The organism is Streptomyces sp. NPDC054883 (assembly GCF_053610645.1).
In genome coordinates, this window is sequence record NZ_JBSGYT010000004.1 from 1 (window position 1) to 16,379 (window position 16,379).

The following is a 16,379-nucleotide window of genomic DNA, read 5'->3' on the forward strand; positions in this document are numbered from 1 at the left end:
CGCTACCAGCTGCGCATCGCAGCCCGCGCCCGCGAACTCGTCGACCGCGGCACCCCCATCGAGGCCGCCTGCCGCATCGTCATCCTCGAAGACCAGCTCGAAGAGGCCCAGCGCATCAACGCCGAATACCGCCGCGCCGCCGAAGCAGGAAACCCGCCGCCCCCGGCCTGACCGCGGCCCGGACGGTCCGCGGCTCCCACCGCCCGGCGCGCATCCGGTGCCGCCTGCCGTGAACATCGTCACCCGTCAGCGTGAGCGGCGGGCGTGGAGGCGGGCGGCCTGACGGGTCAGGTGGTCGCGCTCGGCGAGGCTGGGTGCTCTTCGGGCCGCCTCGGCGTAGAGCCGGGCCGCCGTCGCCAGGTCGCCGTCCCGTTCGTGGAGGTACGCCGCCACCGCGGTGTGGCGGGGCAGCGAGGGGTCCAGCTCCGCGAGCGCCGCCAGGCCGGCGCGCGGTCCGTCGGCTTGACCGACGGCGACGGCGCGGTTGAGTCGGACGACCGGGCTGTCGGTCAGGCGCGCCAGCTCGTCGTACCACTCGACGATCTGCACCCAGTCGGTCTCCTCGGCGGTGGGCGCATCGGCGTGGAGGGCTGCGATGGCGGCCTGGACCTGGAACTCGCCCAGCCGGTCGCGGGCGAGGGCCGCCTGGAGGACGGCGACGCCCTCGGCGATCAGCCGCGTGTCCCACCGGCTGCGGTCCTGCTCGGCGAGCGGCACCAGGCTGCCGTCGGGTGCGGTCCGGGCGGCGCGCCGGGCGTGATGGAGCAGCATCAGGGCGAGCAGCCCCGCCACCTCGGGGTGATCGACGGCGGCCGCGAGCTGCCGGGTGAGCCGGATGGCCTCGGCGGCGAGGTCGACGTCGCCGGAGTAGCCCTCGTTGAAGACCAGGTACAGGACGCGCAGCACGGTGGCGACGTCGCCGGGCTGGTCGAGGCGCATTCCGGCCACGGTGCGCTTGGCCCGGCTGATGCGCTGCGCCATGGTCGCCTCGGGCACCAGGTAGGCCACGGCGATCTGGCGGGTGGTCAGCCCGCCGACGGCGCGCAACGTGAGCGCGACCGCGGACGACGGCGTCAGCGACGGGTGGGCGCACAGGAAGTACAGCTGGAGCGTGTCGTCCACCGCGGGCGCGGGACCGGGGGCGGGTTCCTCGTCCAGCCGGTCCTCACGCCGGCGGCGGGCGGCGTCCGCCCGGGTCGCGTCGAGGAACTTGCGCCAGGCGACCGTGACCAGCCAGCCCTTCGGATCCCGCGGAGGGCCGGCCGGCCGGCCGCGCAGTGCTTCGACCAGTGCGTCCTGCACGGCGTCCTCGGCCGCCGAGAAGTCGGCTCCGCGGCGGACGAGGACGGCGAGCACGCCCGGTGCGAGGCTGCGCAGCAGGGCCTCGTCCATCCCAGTGGTCACTCCGTGACGGTGGGGTGGCAGCCCAGGAACGGGCGCAGCTCGAGCCATTCGTGGATCGGCTTCCCGCCCGCCCCGGGGGCGGCCGACAGTTCTCCGGCCAGTTCGAGGGCGCGCTGGTGGCTGTCGACGTCGATCACCATCCAGCCGGCGATGAGGTCCTTGGTTTCGGCGAAGGGGCCGTCGGTGACCGGCGGGCGGCCCTCGCCGTCGTAGCGGACGAACGTTCCCTCGGGCGCCAGCGCCTGGCTGTCGACGAACTCGCCGCTCTCCTCGAGGCGGGCCGCGAAGTCGTTCATGTACTGCATGTGGGCCGAGATCTCCTCCGGCGTCCACTGGTTCATCGGCACGTCGTTGACCGATGCCGGGGCGCCACGGTAGTGCTTGAGCAGCAGGTACTTGGCCATCGCGTTTCTCCTCGGTGCTGGTGCGGCCCATTGTCGCCGCGTTCACTACGGGGACGGAGCCGGTCACGGCTTTTCGACATCGCCGCCCGACTGCTTTCGGGCCGCCCCGCGTGCGCGTCGTGGTGGTCGCGTCCGGGCACGGCCGGCACGTCCAGGCCCTGGTGACTCTGTGTACTGAAATTTTGGCATACGGTGACGCTCGCGGGTCATGCGCCCTGCCCGCAGCCGCGAGTTCCCCGTTGTCGAGCGGACCGGTGTGGCGGAACGCGTGGCGCCCGCCTCCGGGTTCGGGGGCGGGCGCCGTGGAGTGAGTGGGGCGGCCGGGGAGGAGTCCGGTTGCCTCTCTCACGGTCTCGCGGGGCGGGTCGCCGCTGGGCTCCGCCGCGCGTGTGTGTGTCAGCCGTTGACGCAGGTGTTGCCGAAGGCCGGGTTGAGCAGGCCGATGACGTTGACGCTGTTGCCACACACGTTGACGGGAACGTGGACGGGGACCTGGGCCATGTTGCCGGACAGGACGCCGGGGGAGCCCACAGCGGCGCCTTCGGCGCCGGCGTCGGCGGAGGCGAGGCCGGCGGGGCCCATGACGATGGTGGCCGCGGTGGCGGCGATGGTGAAGCTCTTCTTCACTGCGGACATGATGCGCTCCTCGGACATGCGGCGGGGGTGGGGTCCTGCCGGGGGCAGAACGTGGGCACCGTCCCCGGTGTGCAGGTGCACGCGCCCGGGGACGTTGCAGTGTCCTGTGCAACGGATCCCGGCCCCAGGACACGGCCCCTGCCCCGACCGGGCGGAACCGCCGCGGCCCCGGAGCGTACCGGGCGTACTGAACCACCGGGCTGGTGCCGCCGAGCGGATCGCGAACCGGAAAGCACGCCGCCGCGATGGTGCCCGCGTCCGCCGAAAATAGGTGGGGCCGGACGCCGCCTGCTTGGTAGCGTGCGGATCACCGTGACAGGCCGCTAGGAGGTGAGACCCGTGAACGCTGTTCTCAAGTGGGTGCTCCCCCTTTCCCGCACGGTGCGCGAGTGACATAGGTGTCCTCAGGAGTGCCCCGACCGACAAGGCACTCCTGAAAGGCCGTCATCATGAACACATCGCATTTCCCTTCGGGAGCCGGAGAGCGAGCGGTCCGGTTTCACGACAGGGCGCCGGGAGCGCGAGTACGCCGTGCCCACCGACCCGTCGGTGACCGGGCTCGGCGCGGTGCGACCGCCGTCGGCTGTGACGATCGTGCCCGCCGGCGAGGCGCACGAGGACCTGCTGCGCGTGCTGGACCGGGCGGTTCGCCACGAGGTCGGGGCCACGGTCGGCTGGCAGACGATGCCGGCCGAGGTGTTGCCCCGTCCTGTTGGGGTCACGATCGTGGACCCCTCGAAGTACGCGGTCGCGGAACTGTCCGGCCGGTACGTGGGGCTCATCCGGGTGGCTCCGGTCCCCCGAAGGCCGCGGATCGGGCTGATCGCCGTCCTGGCCGATGCGCAACGCCGCGGTATCGCGCGGGCGTTGCCGGCTCAGGCGTTGGGTTCGCTGCGCCGCTCGGGGGCCGGATCGGCGTGTTCCGAGGTGGACGAGTCCAATGCCGCGGCCGTAGCGCTCTTCGAGGGCGTCGGCGCCAGGTACACCGGCGCGAATCTGGAGTTGGTGCGCCGGTGAGGCGCCGCCACATCCCGGCGAGCCCCTGCTTCCACGTCATCGACTTCAAGGAATGAGTGATTTTGCCGAAGACACCGGGCGGTCTCGAAAGGGAAGGGACCGTCGTCGAATGCATGCGCAACGCCACCTTCACGGTGGAGCTGCAAAGCGGGCACAAGGTGCTCGCGCACATCAGCGGGAGGATCCGGAAGAACCACATCCGGATCCTGCCGTACGACCGGGTGCTCGTGGAGCTGAGCCCCTACGACCTCACGCGGGGCCGGATCCTCTACCGACACCGGACCTGAGCGCGATCACTCCCTGAGGCCCGCGCCGGAGGACTGGGCGGGGAGCGCCGAGCGGCGTCGGCGTCGACCGTCCTCCGGGGCCTTGCGCCTGCGGAAAGGCCCTGGGCGGGTTGTCCGTTCAGACGTCGGGGGTGGCGATGACGCCGCCGGCGGCGACGGCGGCGGTGAGCGCGGCGTGGTCGGAGACGGTCTGGTCGGCGTAGCGCAGTGCGAAGTCGGCGACGGCGCGGTCGAAGGTGTCGGCCTTGCCGAGGTAACCGGCGATGGCGATACGGTCACCGGAGCGGGCGTGGGCGCGGGCCAGGGCGGTGCCGCACAGTGCGGCGTACTGGCGGAGCAGGGACGGGTTCATGGTCTCGACCACCGCCGACCCCTTCATGTCGCGCAGCTGGCGGCAGTAGTAGTGGCGCCCCTCAGGTCCGGTCGTCCACCCCAGGAAGATGTCGCCGGTGGCCTGCATCAGCCGCTGCCCCGCTACCACCCGGTGGCCGTGGTGATCGTGGCCACCGGCGGGCAGGTGGGCCTCCAGCACCGACGGCACGGCCTCCTTGAGCTGGAGGAAGAGCGGGTCCCGCTCGTCCCGGCCGGTCAGGAGGACTATGTAGCAGCGCGTGCCCACGCTTCCCACCCCGACGACCTTCCGGGCGGCGTCGACGAACCGGTAGCGGTCCAGCAGGAGGCGACGTTCTTCGGGGAGGCTGACGCGGTACTGGCTGAAGATCGCACCGACGGCCCGTATCGCGCGTTCATCGACCGTCTCCAGCAGCGGGGGGTCGTGGATGATGAGCCGACGGCCGTCCTCGATCACGGTGAGCTTGTCGAGTGCCTGCAGGCTGGTGCGCGCCCGGGCGCGTGCCAGGTTCGCCTCGGCCCGTCCACGTCGCTTGCCGCGGAGCGCCTGGAGTACCGCGTACGGGTCGATCCGCTGGTACCAGACGGCGAGCTCCCCCTGCTCGGCCAGCTGCCGCATGCCACGCCGGTAGGCCTCGACCGCGGCCCGGGCGGCCCGCCACGCGCGTTCGTCACCGTGCCCCAGGTCGCGGGCGGCCACCGCGACGCTGGCGGCGAGCCGCTTGACGTCCCATTCGAACGGTCCGGCCAGGGTCTCGTCGAAGTCGTTGAGGTCGAACAGCAAGGCACGTTCGGGCGAGGCGAAGACGCCGAAGTTCAGCAGGTGCGCGTCCCCGCACAGCTGGACGGTAAGACCGGTGTTCGGTGTGGCGGCGAGGTCCGCGGCCATCACGGCGGCCGCGCCGCGCAGGAAGGTGAACGGGGAGACCGCCATCCGCCCGTAGCGGATCGGCAGCAGCTCGACCACGCGGTCGGCGGCCTGCCGCCGCAGCACCCACAGGGGATCGGTCCGGTCTGCGGCCGGCGCCCACCGGCCGTGGGAGGCCCGGGTGACCCGCTTGCGCACCGCCCGTCCCGTCCGTGCCCGATCGGCTGGACTGGTCATGGTCCACTCCTTGTCTCTGCGCCCCCGCTGGCTGGACGACGGACGGGACCGCGTACCGCGGGCAAGGCCTGTTCCTTCACGGCTCTCCAACCCGGCAGCGGAACAGCAGGCATGGTCAATTGTGACGCCATGCAGCAAAACGGGCCACCTCCTGGGGGCGGCCGAAGGCTGGTACGAGGGCGGCGCGCCGGTTGGGGGACGGAGGGCGCGCACGGGACCTGCGCGATCCTTCGGCGACGGCCCGGCGGCCGCCCTCACGGCAGCGGCCCGAGCCCCGGCCCTTGCCGGGCCGGTCGCCGCACACGCACTTCAAGCCTAAACGTGGGCAGTTGCACCTTTGCCGCCCGGTAAGCGACACCGTGTCGAAGTATCAAGAGGGCGGAATGAGCCAGTGGGCCGACAGGATCGCACTTTTGGCCGGAGCTGCCCGGAGTTCGCATCGGGGCAGGTGGGAGGCGGGGTGAAAGGACCATCCGGCCAGTCCTTTCCGGCCAGAGCGGCTGGACGCTTCTTGAATCGAGGGAGGCGGGATCCTAGCGTCGTGGAGCCACCTGATCTTGTAAGGGATCTCCGGGAGGAGGTGGCACGGGAAGGGCGGTCGAGGTGTCCGCCAGTGTGATCCGCGGCAGGTGTGGTTGCCGCGACAAGGGATGGTGCGCTTCCTGCGCCCCGGGCCCGCCGTCGGGCCCTGCCCGTGCGGGGTTTCGCGGAGAGCCGGCCCGCCGTGACCGTTCCTCGTTCGTCGTCCCGGTCCGTTTCGAATTCCTCTGCCATTGCGGTCCGGCTTTTCCCGTCGGACCGATCCGGTTCCCGCGCGCCGGGGCCGGGTCCCCGTTCGCCATGTGCGGTGTCGCCGTACGCGCACGTCTTGGAAGGTGGAAGATTGTCATGGAAGGGCTGAGCGATGGGCACGAGGGCCCGGTCGTGATCGAGGAGGCCGGGCTTCCCGAGGTCTTCGAGAAGCAGGTCGGGCAGACTCCCGAAGCGGTCGCGGTCGAGTACGGGCGGCACGGCGAGGAGCGGCTTTCCTACGCGGAGCTGAATGAGCGCGCCGAACGGCTCGCGCATCGGCTGATCGCCGCGGGTGCCCGGGCCGGCGGCCGGGTGGGCGTTCTGATGGAGCGGTCCGCCGCCGTGGTGGTGACACTGCTCGCCGTCGCGAAGACGGGTGCCGCGTACGTCCCGCTCGATGTGCGTTCCCCCGGGGCGCGGCTGTCCGCGATGGCGGACGGCACCGACTGCGCGCTCCTCGTGGTGGACGCGAGTACCGCCGAGCACCCCGTCACGGCGGGGCGGCGTACCGTGCGGGTCACCGAGGACGGTATGACCGAAGAGGCGGACCGACGGGCCCTCGGCGCCCGTGCGCCGATGACCGGCGCGCCCACGGCCGACGATCTCTTGTACGTGATGCACACGTCGGGCTCCACCGGCGTTCCCAAGGGCGTACGGGTCACCCACCGCAACGTGCTCGCCCTCGCCCGCGACCGGGTGTGGCGTGGCGGCGCCCACGAGCGGGTCCTGTTCCACTCGCCGCACGCCTTCGACGCCTCCACTTACGAGCTGTGGGTGCCCCTGTTGTCGGGCGGCCGTGTCGTCGTGACGCCCGAGGAGATCAACGCACCGCTGCTGCGGCGCCTCCTGGGCGACGGCCGGGTCACCGCGCTGTGGCTCACCGCGGGCCTGTTCGGGGCGCTCGCCGCCGGCGATCCGGGCTGTCTGGCAGGCGCCCGCGAGGTGTGGGTGGGGGGTGACGTGGTCCCGCCGCACGCGGTGGGCCGCGTCGTTGCGGCCTGTCCCGGTGTCACCCTCTACAACGGGTACGGGCCCACCGAGACCACCACCTTCGCCACCCGGCACCGCATCCACCCCGGCCCGCCGGTGGACGGCGACGTCCCCATCGGCCGACCGATGGACTTCACGCGCGTCCATGTCCTCGACGAGGAACTACGGCCCGTGCCCGACGGCGAGACCGGCCAGCTCTACGTGGCCGGGGCGCACGTTTCCGCCGGTTACGACGGCGACGAGGAGCTGACCCGGGCGCGGTTCCTGCCCGACCCGTTCGGCGCCGCGGGCGAGCGGATGTACGCCACCGGGGACCTGGTCCGGCGGGACGCGGCCGGTGAATTGCGCTACGTGGGGCGCCGCGACCGGCAGGTCAAGGTCAACGGCTTCCGCATCGAGCCCGGCGAGACCGAGGCGGCGCTCGTGCGGCACTCCCAGGTCGCCCAGGCGGCGGTCGTCGTCGACAAGGACGGTGACGGCGGCGCCAGGATGACCGCCTACCTCGTCATGGAGGAAAGCGGGGCGAGTGCCGACGCCGCGTCCCTGCGGAGTGCTCTGCGCCGGGATCTGCCCTCCTACCTGGTCCCCGACGACGTGGTGGTCATGTCCCGGTTCCCGCTCACCGCCAACGGCAAGATCGACCGCGACCGGCTCGCGGCCGGCTCCGGCGTGCCCGCCCTGGTCGAACGCTGGGTGCGCTCCCGGCCGGACGAAGTCGCCGTGCAGGACCCGGTGAACGGCGTCTCCCTCACGTACGCGCAGCTGTGGCGGCGGTCCGGCCGGCTCGCCGCGGCGCTCGCGCAGCGCGGTGTGGGACGCGGTGACCTCGTGGCCGTGGACCTGCCCCGGTCCGCCGACCTCGTCGTGGCATTCCTCGGCATCGCCCGCTCCGGCGCCGCCTACCTGCCGCTCGATCTCCAGGCGCCGTCCGAGCGGGTGGCGGACCTGCTCACCGAATCGGGTGCCGTCGCGGCGGTGGCGGGCGAGCACACGCGCGTACCCTCCTCGACTCCCGTGCTGAGGCCGGACGGTGCGGCCACGCAGGCTCCGGCCGGTGGACCGGTCGACGGGCCGCCGGTAGGTGCGGCCCCGTCGGACGAGGATGCGCTCTACGTCACGTACACCTCCGGTTCGACCGGGCGGCCCAAGGGCGTCGTCGTACCGCACCGCGCGGTCGTGCGCCTGGTGGAAGGTGCCGAATACTGCCCGATCGCGCCGGGGGACCGGGTGGCGGGCACCTGCAACCCGGCCTTCGACGTGACGACCTGCGAGGTGTGGTCCACGCTCTGCGCGGGCGGCACCGTCGTGCCGCTGCCCACCGTTACCGATCTCGCCCTTGACGAGTGGGTCGCGCTCGTGCGCGAACAGGGCGTCGCCGTGATGTTCTTGACGACCTCGCTCTTCCACACCGCCGCCGCCGAGCTGCCCGACGCCTTCGCCGGACTGCGTACCCTCGTCGTCGGCGGGGAGCAGCTCGACCTGGTCGCAGCGCGCCGCGTGCTCGCCGCGGGCGGGCCGGGGCGCCTGGTGAACGGTTACGGTCCGACCGAGGCGACGGCGTTCGCCACCTGGTTCCTGTGCACCGAGGAGAGCCTGGCCGGACGGGAACGGATACCGATCGGCCGGCCGCTCCAGCGCACCACCGCGCACGTCCTCGACGACGAACTCGCCCGCGTTCCGGTCGGCGAGCCCGGCGAACTGTGCCTCGGTGGGCCGGGAGTGGCACTGGGTTACCTGCACCGCGAGGAACTGACCGCCGAACGGTTCGTCACCGTGCCGGAGACCGGCGAACGCCTCTACCGCACCGGGGACCTGGTTCGTCTGCTGCCGGACGGCGAACTGGAGATGCTGGGTCGGCGCGACCGGCAGGTCAAACTGCGCGGCTTCCGCATCGAACTGGAGGAGGTGGAACGCGAGGCCGTCGCCACAGGTCTGGTCGAGGCGGCCTTCGTGGAGAAGACCGACGACAGCAACCTCGCCGGCTGTGTCCTGCCCGCCACCGCCGCCGGCACCGCCCCCGCCGATCTGCCCGCCGCCTTGTCCGCCCGCCTGGCCGAACGACTGCCCGGCTACATGGTCCCCTCCCGCTGGCTGGTACTCGATCAACTGCCGATCGGCTCGACCGGCAAGGCGGACCGGGCCCGGATGCTCGAACTCCTCACCCGGCCGACGGCCTCCGCGGACTCGGCGGAGGCGGCGGAGGATCTGCGCACCCCCACCGAGCGGATCCTCGCCGAGATGTGGTCACAGCTCCTGGAGACGCCCGTGACCTCGCGGGACGCCTCTTTCTGGGACCTCGGCGGCCACTCGTTGCGCGGTGTCACACTGACCGCCCGCGTCCGTGAACGCCTCGGCGCCCGGCTGCGGCTGCGTGACCTGTTCCGCCTCCCGGTCCTCGCCGATCTGGCGGCGCACATCGACGCACAGGCGGAGGCCGGGGGCCCGGGCCCGGCCGCCACCGTCGCGCCCCCCGAGGAGAGCAAGGCATCCGCCTTCCAGGAGCAGATCTGGCTCGCCGAAACCCTCAGCCCGCAACCCGGGCTCTACAACGTACCGTTCGCCTGGCGCGTGGACGGGCACCTCGACGCGGACCGGCTCGCCGCCAGTCTGGAGCGCGTGGTGGCGCGGCACGAGTCGTTGCGTACCACGTTCGCGCGGCGCCCCGACGGGCTGCGCCAGTTGATCGGCCGGCCCTGGCGGCCCGAGGTGCACGAGGAGCGGGCAGTCGATCAGCAGCAGCTCGCCGCGCGGCTGCGCGCCGCCGCCGACCACACCTTCGACCTCGCGGCCGGACCGCTGCTGCGCGCCGGGCTGATCGACGGACCCGACCGAGGACGCGTCCTCACCCTGACGGTCCACCACATCGTCTTCGACGCCGCGTCGTTGCCGGTGCTGCTCGATGATCTCCGGCGGGAGTACGGGGGAGGGGCCGCAGTTCCGGGGCCGCAGTTCCGCGAGCTGGCCGCCGTCACCGAGCGGACCGACGCCGAAGCGCTCGTGCGCTGGACCGAGCGGTTGCGCGGGGCGCCGAGCCGCTCGGGCCTCTGCGCCCCCACGGAGCCCGGGCCGCACGGCACGGTGCGGCTGGACCTGCCCGACGGACTGTTGCACCGGATGCGTCCGCTCCAGGACCGCCTGGGCATGTCGTGGTTCATGGTGGCCTCCGCCGCACTCGCCGCGCTGCTGCACAGCGTGACCGGCGACACCGACCTGACGTTCGGCTTCCCGGTGGATACCCGCGAGGGCGACGGCTTCGCCCGGGTGGTCGGCCCGTGCCTCAACACCGTCGTCGTCCGCTCTCGCTGTGGTGCGGGCACCACGGTCGCCGAGCTGCTCGAAGAGGTGCGCGACGGTGTACTCGACGCGCTGGAGGATCACCACGTCCCGTTCGGCAGCGTCGTCGAGGCCCTCGCCCCGCCGCGTACCGCGGGCGCCACCCCGTACCTGGACGTGGTGCTCGCCCCGCAGACGCGCCCGGTGACGCCGCCGGGTCTCGGTGACGCCGTGCTCCTGCCGCTGGAGGGCGCGCAAGGCACGGCGGCCCTCGGCAAGTTCACCCTCACGGTGGGGCTGACCGTCACCGGGGAGCGGCTGAGCGGGGAGTTCGTGTACCGGGGCGACCGTGTTCCGGCGGGATCCGTCCGCGAACTGGCGCGGCTCTACCCGGCGTTCCTCGCCGCGTTCGCGCAGAGCGGTCCGCGTACCGTCGCGGAACTCGCGGCGTCGCTCGGCGCCGCGGCCGAGCCGGAGGTCACGGCGACGCGCGCCGAGGCGGCGGGCACCCCGGGCACGTCGCGGGGTCCGGACGCGCCACCCGCTCCGGACACGCCCGTCGACCCCGGCACCGAGCGCCGGGTCGCCGAGATCTGGGCGTCCGTCCTCGGCCTCGGCCAGACCCGGGCACCGGGCGCCGAAGCGAACTTCTTCGACCTCGGCGGCACCTCACTGAAGCTGGTCACCCTGCACGCCGAGCTGTGCCGTGCGTTCGGCGTCGAACTGCCCGTCCAGCGCCTCTTCGAGTGCACCACCGTGGGTGCCATGGCGCGCCTCGTCGGACGCCCGCAGGAGCAGTCGACCGCCGACCGCCGGGCCTCGAACGAGCTCGACGCGCGCGTCGCCGCCCGGCGCCGCGCCCGCCGCCCCGGAACGGGAGGACGCGGGTGAACACCCATCCCATGCCGGACACGAACCCCGCCCCGTACCCGCACGACGGGGAAACCGCGATCGCCGTGGTCGGCATGGCCTGCCGCTACCCAGGCGCTCCGGACGTGCGGAGCTTCTGGCGGGCGCTGCGGGCCGGCACGGAGGGCATCACCCAGTTCAAGCGCGACGACCTCGTCGCGGCGGGCGCCGACCCCGACCTGGTGTGGCATCCCGACTACGTCGCGGCCCGCGGGGTGCTCGACGGGTCGCGGCGGTTCGACTGGCGTGCCTTCGGCTACAGCCGCGCCGACGCCGCCCTGCTCGACCCGCAGCACCGCATCTTCCTGGAGTGCGCCGCCGCCGCACTGGACGACGCCGCGCTCGACCCGGCCCGTTTCCCCGGCTGGATCGGTGTGTACGCGGGCTCCGAAGGGCCGGTCCTGCCGGAGCGGCCCGACGCCGACCCGCTGGCCCGGATGATCGGGCGCCGCCCCGACTTCCTGACCACCCGGGCCGCTTACAAGTTCGGCCTGCGCGGGCCGGCCGTCACCGTGCAGACGGCCTGCTCCACCTCGCTTACGGCCGTCCACACTGCGGTCCAGAGCCTCCTGGCGTACGAGTGCGACGCGGCCCTCGCGGGCGGGGTGTCCCTGACGCCGCAGGGCGAGTGGGGCTACCTGCACCAGGAGGGCGGCATCCTCTCACCGGACGGGCACTGCAGGCCCTTCGACGCCGGCGCGGGCGGCACCGTACCCAGCGAAGGCGTGGGCATCGTCGTCCTCAAGCGCCTCGACGACGCGCTGCGCGACGCCGACCGCATCGCCGGTGTGCTGCTCGGCACCGCCCTCAACAACGACGGCAGCGACAAGATCGGCTACACCGCGCCGTCCCTCGCCGGACAGCGCGACGTGATCCTGCTCGCGCAGAAGACGGCCGGTGTCGATCCGGCGGACATCGGCTACGTCGAGGCGCACGGCACCGGCACCAAAATGGGCGACCCGGTCGAACTCCAGGCGCTCACCGACGCGTTCCGCACCACGACCGACTCGGTCGGCAGTTGCTGGGTCGGTGCCGTCAAGAGCAACCTGGGGCACGCGGGCTCGGCGTCCGGCGTCGCGGGACTCATCAAGACCCTGCTCATGCTGGAGCACGGCGAGCTCGTTCCCACCCTCCACTACGAGCGGCCCAACCCGCTGCTCGATCTGGCGCGGACGCCCTTCAAGATCTGTGCGGAGCACGCGCCGTGGCCGCAGCCCGAGGGCCGCCACCGGCTCGCCGCAGTCAGCGCCTTCGGGGTCGGCGGCACCAATGCCCATGTGGTGCTGGCCGGGCCACCGGTACGGGCCCGCGGGGCCGCCCGTAACGCGGCGCGGCTGCTCGCCGTGTCCGGCACGTCGGCGCAGTCGCGCGACGGCCTGCGGGTGGAACTGGCGGAGAGCTTGGAAGCGGCTGCCCCGCCGGAGGACGGCTTTGCGGACGGAGCCGGCCGGCAGCCCGCGCGGGACCCGCTGCAGGGCGTGGCGCGTGACGCTGCGTCGCACGACACCGTGGCGCACGGCGCGCAGCTGCTCGCGCAGACCGCCCGTACGCTCGCCGACCGCCGCCGACTGCCCTGGCGGCAGGCCGTCGTCGTCGAGAGCGCCGAGGACGCGGCGGGCGCCCTGCGCAGAGCGGTGCCGTCCGCCCCCGGCGGGTCCCTGGAGCGGGTCGCCTTCCTGCTGCCGGGGCAGGGCACCCTCACCGGCGCCGCCGGCGCCGCCGCGTACCGGGTGCTGCCCTCCTTCCGTACGGCCTTCGACACCTGGACCGAGACGGTGCGCGACCTGTGCGGGGTCGACCTCACACCCGTCGTAGACCCCCCGGCGGCCCCGGACGGGTGGTTCGAGGACACCGTGCACCAGCAGCTCGGGCTGCTCGCGCTCGGTCACGCCCTCGGCAGCCACCTCTTGGGCCTGGGTGTGACGCCGGGCGCACTGCTCGGCAACAGCATCGGGGAGTACACGGCCGCCGCGCTCGCCGGGGTGTGGACCCCAGAACAGGTGGTCCGCCTGGTGCACTCCCGGGCCACCGCGATGCGCGACACCGAGCCGGGCAGGATGGCCGCCGTCACGGCGTCCGCCACCGTACTCGCGGCGCGCACGGGCACATCGCACCCGGACGTCGAGATCGCCGTCGCCGGCCCCGGCCGCACCGTCTTGTCCGGGCCGCGCGCGGCGATGGACCGGCTGCTCGAAGGCGAGGCCCTCGACGGGCTCGACGTACGCCTCCTGGACGTCCACCGGGCATTCCACTCGGCCGCCATGGAGGGCGCGGCCGACGCGCTGCGCACGGCCGTCGCCGCGGTGCCCGCACAGCGGCCCGTCCTGCGGGTGCTGTCCAACGCCACGGGCACCTGGGCAGCGCCGGAACGGCTGATGACGCCCGACCACTGGGCGGAGCAATTGCGCGCGACCGTCCGTCTGGAGGACTGCCTGGGGGCGCTGCTCGGCGAGGGGTTCGACACCTATGTCGAACTGGGCCCCGGCACCTCGCTCAGCGGGGCGCTGCGCCGGCACGCCGAATGGGATCCGACGCACACGACGGTTCCGCTCGTCGGCGGCGACGCGAACCGCGCCGAAGCCACATTGCTGCGCGCCCTGGGCTCGCTGTGGGAACGGGGCGCCGACGTCGACCTGGCGGAGCTCACGGGTGAACCGCGGCCCCGGAGGCGGTCGTTGCCGACCCAGCCCTTCGAGGCGGTCGAGCCGGACGAGGAGGCCGGTGCCGGCGCACCCGGTGGATCCGCCGCGTCCGGTGCGTCCGCACGGGCGGCCGCGTCCGGGGGCCCTGCCGTCACCGGGGGAGCGGTGGCCCCGGTGTCCGCGCACCCGACCGGGGCCGACGACGCCGGAGTGCGCCGGGGTCTCGAACGCCTCTGGTGCGCCGCCCTCGGCGTGCCGGCCGCGGCCGACGGCGACGACTTCCTCGCACTCGGAGGGGAGTCCCTGATGGCCGTGGCCCTGATGGGCGACGTACGACGGCGCTTCGGGACCACGGTGGCGGTGGCCGACTTCCTCACGGAGCCGACGTTCGGGCGGCTGACCGACCTCGTCGAGCGCACCGTCGGAGCCCCACCGCCTCCCGGGACCGTCCTGCTGCGCCCGGGGGTGGGCCGCCCCGTCTTCCTGGTCGCCGACTCCCTCGACAGCACCGCCGGCTACCGTGACCTCGTCGCGGTGACGGAGACGTTCCGGCCGGTGTACGGCCTGGAGAGCGACCCGCCCCTCGGCGCCTCCGTCGAGCGGATCGCCGCCCGGCACGTCGCCGCGCTGCGCAGGGTGCAGTCCCAAGGCCCGTACACGCTCGGCGGCTGGTCCTTCGGGGCGGTCGTCGCGCACGAGGCGGCCCGGCAGCTCACGGACGCGGGCGAGCGCGTGGACGTGCTCCTGTGCCTGGACGGGTACGCACCCGAGTGCAAGGGGCGTTCAGCCGCCACCGACCCGTTCTTCCTGGCAGCCCAACTCCGCCTGCAAGCCCAAGTGCTGCTCGGCCGGGGCACCTTCGGGGCGAGACTGCGGCGCGCCCCGCGGCTGCGCCGGGTCTTCCTCTCCCGCATCCGTGCGCTGCTGCGCCACCGGCCGCGCCCGGTGCCCTGCCCCGCCGTCGTCCTCAAGGCGGGGGCGCGGCCCGCCGAAGCCGCCCGGGTGCGGCGCGCTCTCGCCCCGCTCCACCCGCAGGTGGAGGTACGGCCGGTGCCGGGCGACCACTGGTCGATGCTGACCGAACCGCATGTGCGCGCAACCGCCGCGGAGCTGGGCGCCGCCCTCACCCGCCACGGACGGTCCGATACGACGGAAGGCTGGCAATACCCGTGACAGATCCCGAGGCGGCGGCCGAACGGCGAACGGCCGTTGCGGGCGAGCAGGAAGCGGCAGGGGCAGCGGCAGCCGAGCAGCACGAGGCAGCGACCGCCGCGCCCGTTCCGCTCATCCGCAACCGTGACTTCCAGGCCCTGTGGATCAGCCGTTTCTTCGCGTCCATCGGCAAGGAGTCCGCCGAGGTCGCCTACCCCCTGCTGATCCTCACCGTCACCGGCCGGGCCGCCTACGCGGGCGCCATCGGCGCCGTACAGCTCCTCGTGGCAGGCGCCGCGTCGATCTGGGGCGGCTCGCTCGCCGACCGCATGGACCGGCGTCGCCTGATGATCCTCTGCGACAGTGGCCGCGCCCTGCTGCTCGTCCTCTTCAGCGTGCTGGTCGCAGCCGACCGGGCGAACGTCGCCCTGGTCTTCGTCCTCGTCGCGTGCTCGGCGCTGTGTCTCGGTCTGTCCGAACCACCGGCGCTCGCGGCGATCAAACAGGTGGTGCCGCCCTCGCAACTCACGAAGGCGACCGCGCAGAACCAGATCCGGCCCCTCGGCGCCACGGTCGCGGGCGCGCCGCTCGGCAGTTCCCTGTTCGGGGTGGCGCGTTCGCTGCCGTTCCTCGGGACCGGACTCGCCTTCGCCGCCGCGGCCGTCGCCCTGCTCTTCGTGCGCAAGCCGTTGCAGGCCGCGGCCCTCAAGAGCGGAGAAGGCGCGGAGAGCGGCAAGGCGAGGGAGGGCTTCCGGTTCATCCTGCGCACGCCGGTGCTGCTGGTCTGGATCGTGTGGATCATGGGCTCCAACATGGCGTTCAACCACACGGGTGCCTTCTTGGCGCTGATCGCCACCGGACGGGACCGGGGCGCGTCCGAAGGGTCCATCAGCCTGATGCTCACCATCGCCGGAGCCGGCGGTCTGGTGGGCGCGGCCCTCGCGACCTGGGCCCTCAAGCGGTTCAGCCCTGCCACGTTGTTCCTCGCCGCGGCGTGGCTCGGGCCCCTGGCCGCGGTGCTGCTCATGACCTTGCCGGGCGTGGTCTCGCTGGGCGTCGTGCTCGGCGTGGTCTTCTTGCGCGGCCCGATCGTCAACGCCCTCTTCTTCGCGTACGTCGCCGTACTCGTGCCCGACCGGATGCAGGGCCGGGTGATGGGCGCGGTGACCTTCCTCGCGTACGTCGCACAGCCGCTCGGCATCTTCGCCATCGGCAGCCTGTTCGACCTGGGCGGTGCCCGCTGGGTGTTCCTCTTCATGGCGGTCGTCTCGACGCTCGCCGCGCTCCCCACCCTGACCCGTCGGATCCGACGGCTGCCCGCCCCGGAGGAGTTGGTTCCCGACCCGCCCGCCACGCAACCCCGGCCCGAACCGGCACCGTGACGTCCGCCCCCGACTCCGTGCGGCACGAAGCGCAC

General features: G+C 73.3%; 8 protein-coding genes and 2 pseudogenes. 6 read left to right on the forward strand and 4 right to left on the reverse strand.

The window, feature by feature from the left end; translation table 11 throughout:
- Window positions 1–171, forward strand: a pseudogene (locus ACWGH1_RS04650) (MerR family transcriptional regulator); the annotation flags it as partial.
- Between the two features lie 75 nt (window positions 172–246).
- Here the strand turns inward: ACWGH1_RS04650 and ACWGH1_RS04655 are convergent.
- From ACWGH1_RS04655 to ACWGH1_RS04665, 3 genes are all read right to left on the reverse strand, one after another.
- Window positions 247–1,392 carry an RNA polymerase sigma factor gene (locus ACWGH1_RS04655; RefSeq protein ID WP_453408451.1) on the reverse strand — a complete coding sequence of 382 codons (1,146 nt, stop codon included), beginning with the start codon at window positions 1,390–1,392 and terminating at the stop codon, window positions 247–249.
- An 8-nt stretch (window positions 1,393–1,400) separates the two neighbouring features.
- Window positions 1,401–1,808, reverse strand: a complete 408-nt coding sequence (locus tag ACWGH1_RS04660; RefSeq protein ID WP_453408423.1) for a YciI family protein — start codon at window positions 1,806–1,808, stop codon at window positions 1,401–1,403.
- A 396-nt stretch (window positions 1,809–2,204) separates the two neighbouring features.
- Window positions 2,205–2,444: a chaplin gene (locus ACWGH1_RS04665; protein ID WP_453353111.1), complete on the reverse strand. Its 240-nt coding sequence runs from the start codon at window positions 2,442–2,444 to the stop codon at window positions 2,205–2,207.
- A gap of 489 nt (window positions 2,445–2,933) precedes the next feature.
- Here ACWGH1_RS04665 and ACWGH1_RS04670 point away from each other — a divergent pair.
- Window positions 2,934–3,461, forward strand: a pseudogene (locus ACWGH1_RS04670) (GNAT family N-acetyltransferase); the annotation flags it as partial.
- Between the two features lie 62 nt (window positions 3,462–3,523).
- Window positions 3,524–3,748 (forward strand): translation initiation factor IF-1, encoded by a 225-nt coding sequence (gene infA / locus ACWGH1_RS04675; RefSeq protein WP_453353112.1) that lies wholly within the window; start codon window positions 3,524–3,526, stop codon window positions 3,746–3,748.
- A 118-nt stretch (window positions 3,749–3,866) separates the two neighbouring features.
- Here infA and ACWGH1_RS04680 read toward each other — a convergent pair whose 3' ends face one another.
- Window positions 3,867–5,204 (reverse strand): DUF2252 domain-containing protein, encoded by a 1,338-nt coding sequence (locus ACWGH1_RS04680; RefSeq protein ID WP_453353113.1) that lies wholly within the window; start codon window positions 5,202–5,204, stop codon window positions 3,867–3,869.
- Between the two features lie 888 nt (window positions 5,205–6,092).
- On the opposite strand from ACWGH1_RS04680, the gene ACWGH1_RS04685 reads away from it, so the two are divergent.
- Genes ACWGH1_RS04685 through ACWGH1_RS04695 form a run of 3 tightly spaced genes read left to right on the forward strand, consistent with a single transcriptional unit; the run spans window position 6,093 to window position 16,344 of the window.
- Entirely contained in the window at window positions 6,093–11,150 is a 5,058-nt protein-coding gene (locus ACWGH1_RS04685; protein WP_453353114.1) for an amino acid adenylation domain-containing protein, read from the forward strand.
- The gene (locus tag ACWGH1_RS04690; protein WP_453353115.1) at window positions 11,147–14,983 is read left to right on the forward strand and encodes a type I polyketide synthase; all 3,837 of its coding nucleotides are present in this window, start codon (window positions 11,147–11,149) and stop codon (window positions 14,981–14,983) included. Before ACWGH1_RS04685 ends, ACWGH1_RS04690 begins: the two co-directional genes overlap by 4 nt.
- Window positions 14,980–16,344: an MFS transporter gene (locus ACWGH1_RS04695; RefSeq protein ID WP_453408424.1), complete on the forward strand. Its 1,365-nt coding sequence runs from the start codon at window positions 14,980–14,982 to the stop codon at window positions 16,342–16,344. Before ACWGH1_RS04690 ends, ACWGH1_RS04695 begins: the two co-directional genes overlap by 4 nt.
- The last annotated feature ends 35 nt before the right edge of the window (window positions 16,345–16,379 follow it).

What these genes read in the sequence shown, in the direction of transcription:
- ACWGH1_RS04680 (WP_453353113.1), bottom strand. Translation starts at nt 5,204, where the DNA reads ATGACCAGTCCAGCCGATCGGGCACGGACGGGACGGGCGGTGCGCAAG.
- ACWGH1_RS04660 (WP_453408423.1), bottom strand. Translation starts at nt 1,808, where the DNA reads ATGGCCAAGTACCTGCTGCTCAAGCACTACCGTGGCGCCCCGGCATCG.
- ACWGH1_RS04665 (WP_453353111.1), bottom strand. Translation starts at nt 2,444, where the DNA reads ATGTCCGCAGTGAAGAAGAGCTTCACCATCGCCGCCACCGCGGCCACC.
- ACWGH1_RS04685 (WP_453353114.1), top strand. Translation starts at nt 6,093, where the DNA reads ATGGAAGGGCTGAGCGATGGGCACGAGGGCCCGGTCGTGATCGAGGAG.
- ACWGH1_RS04655 (WP_453408451.1), bottom strand. Translation starts at nt 1,392, where the DNA reads ATGGACGAGGCCCTGCTGCGCAGCCTCGCACCGGGCGTGCTCGCCGTC.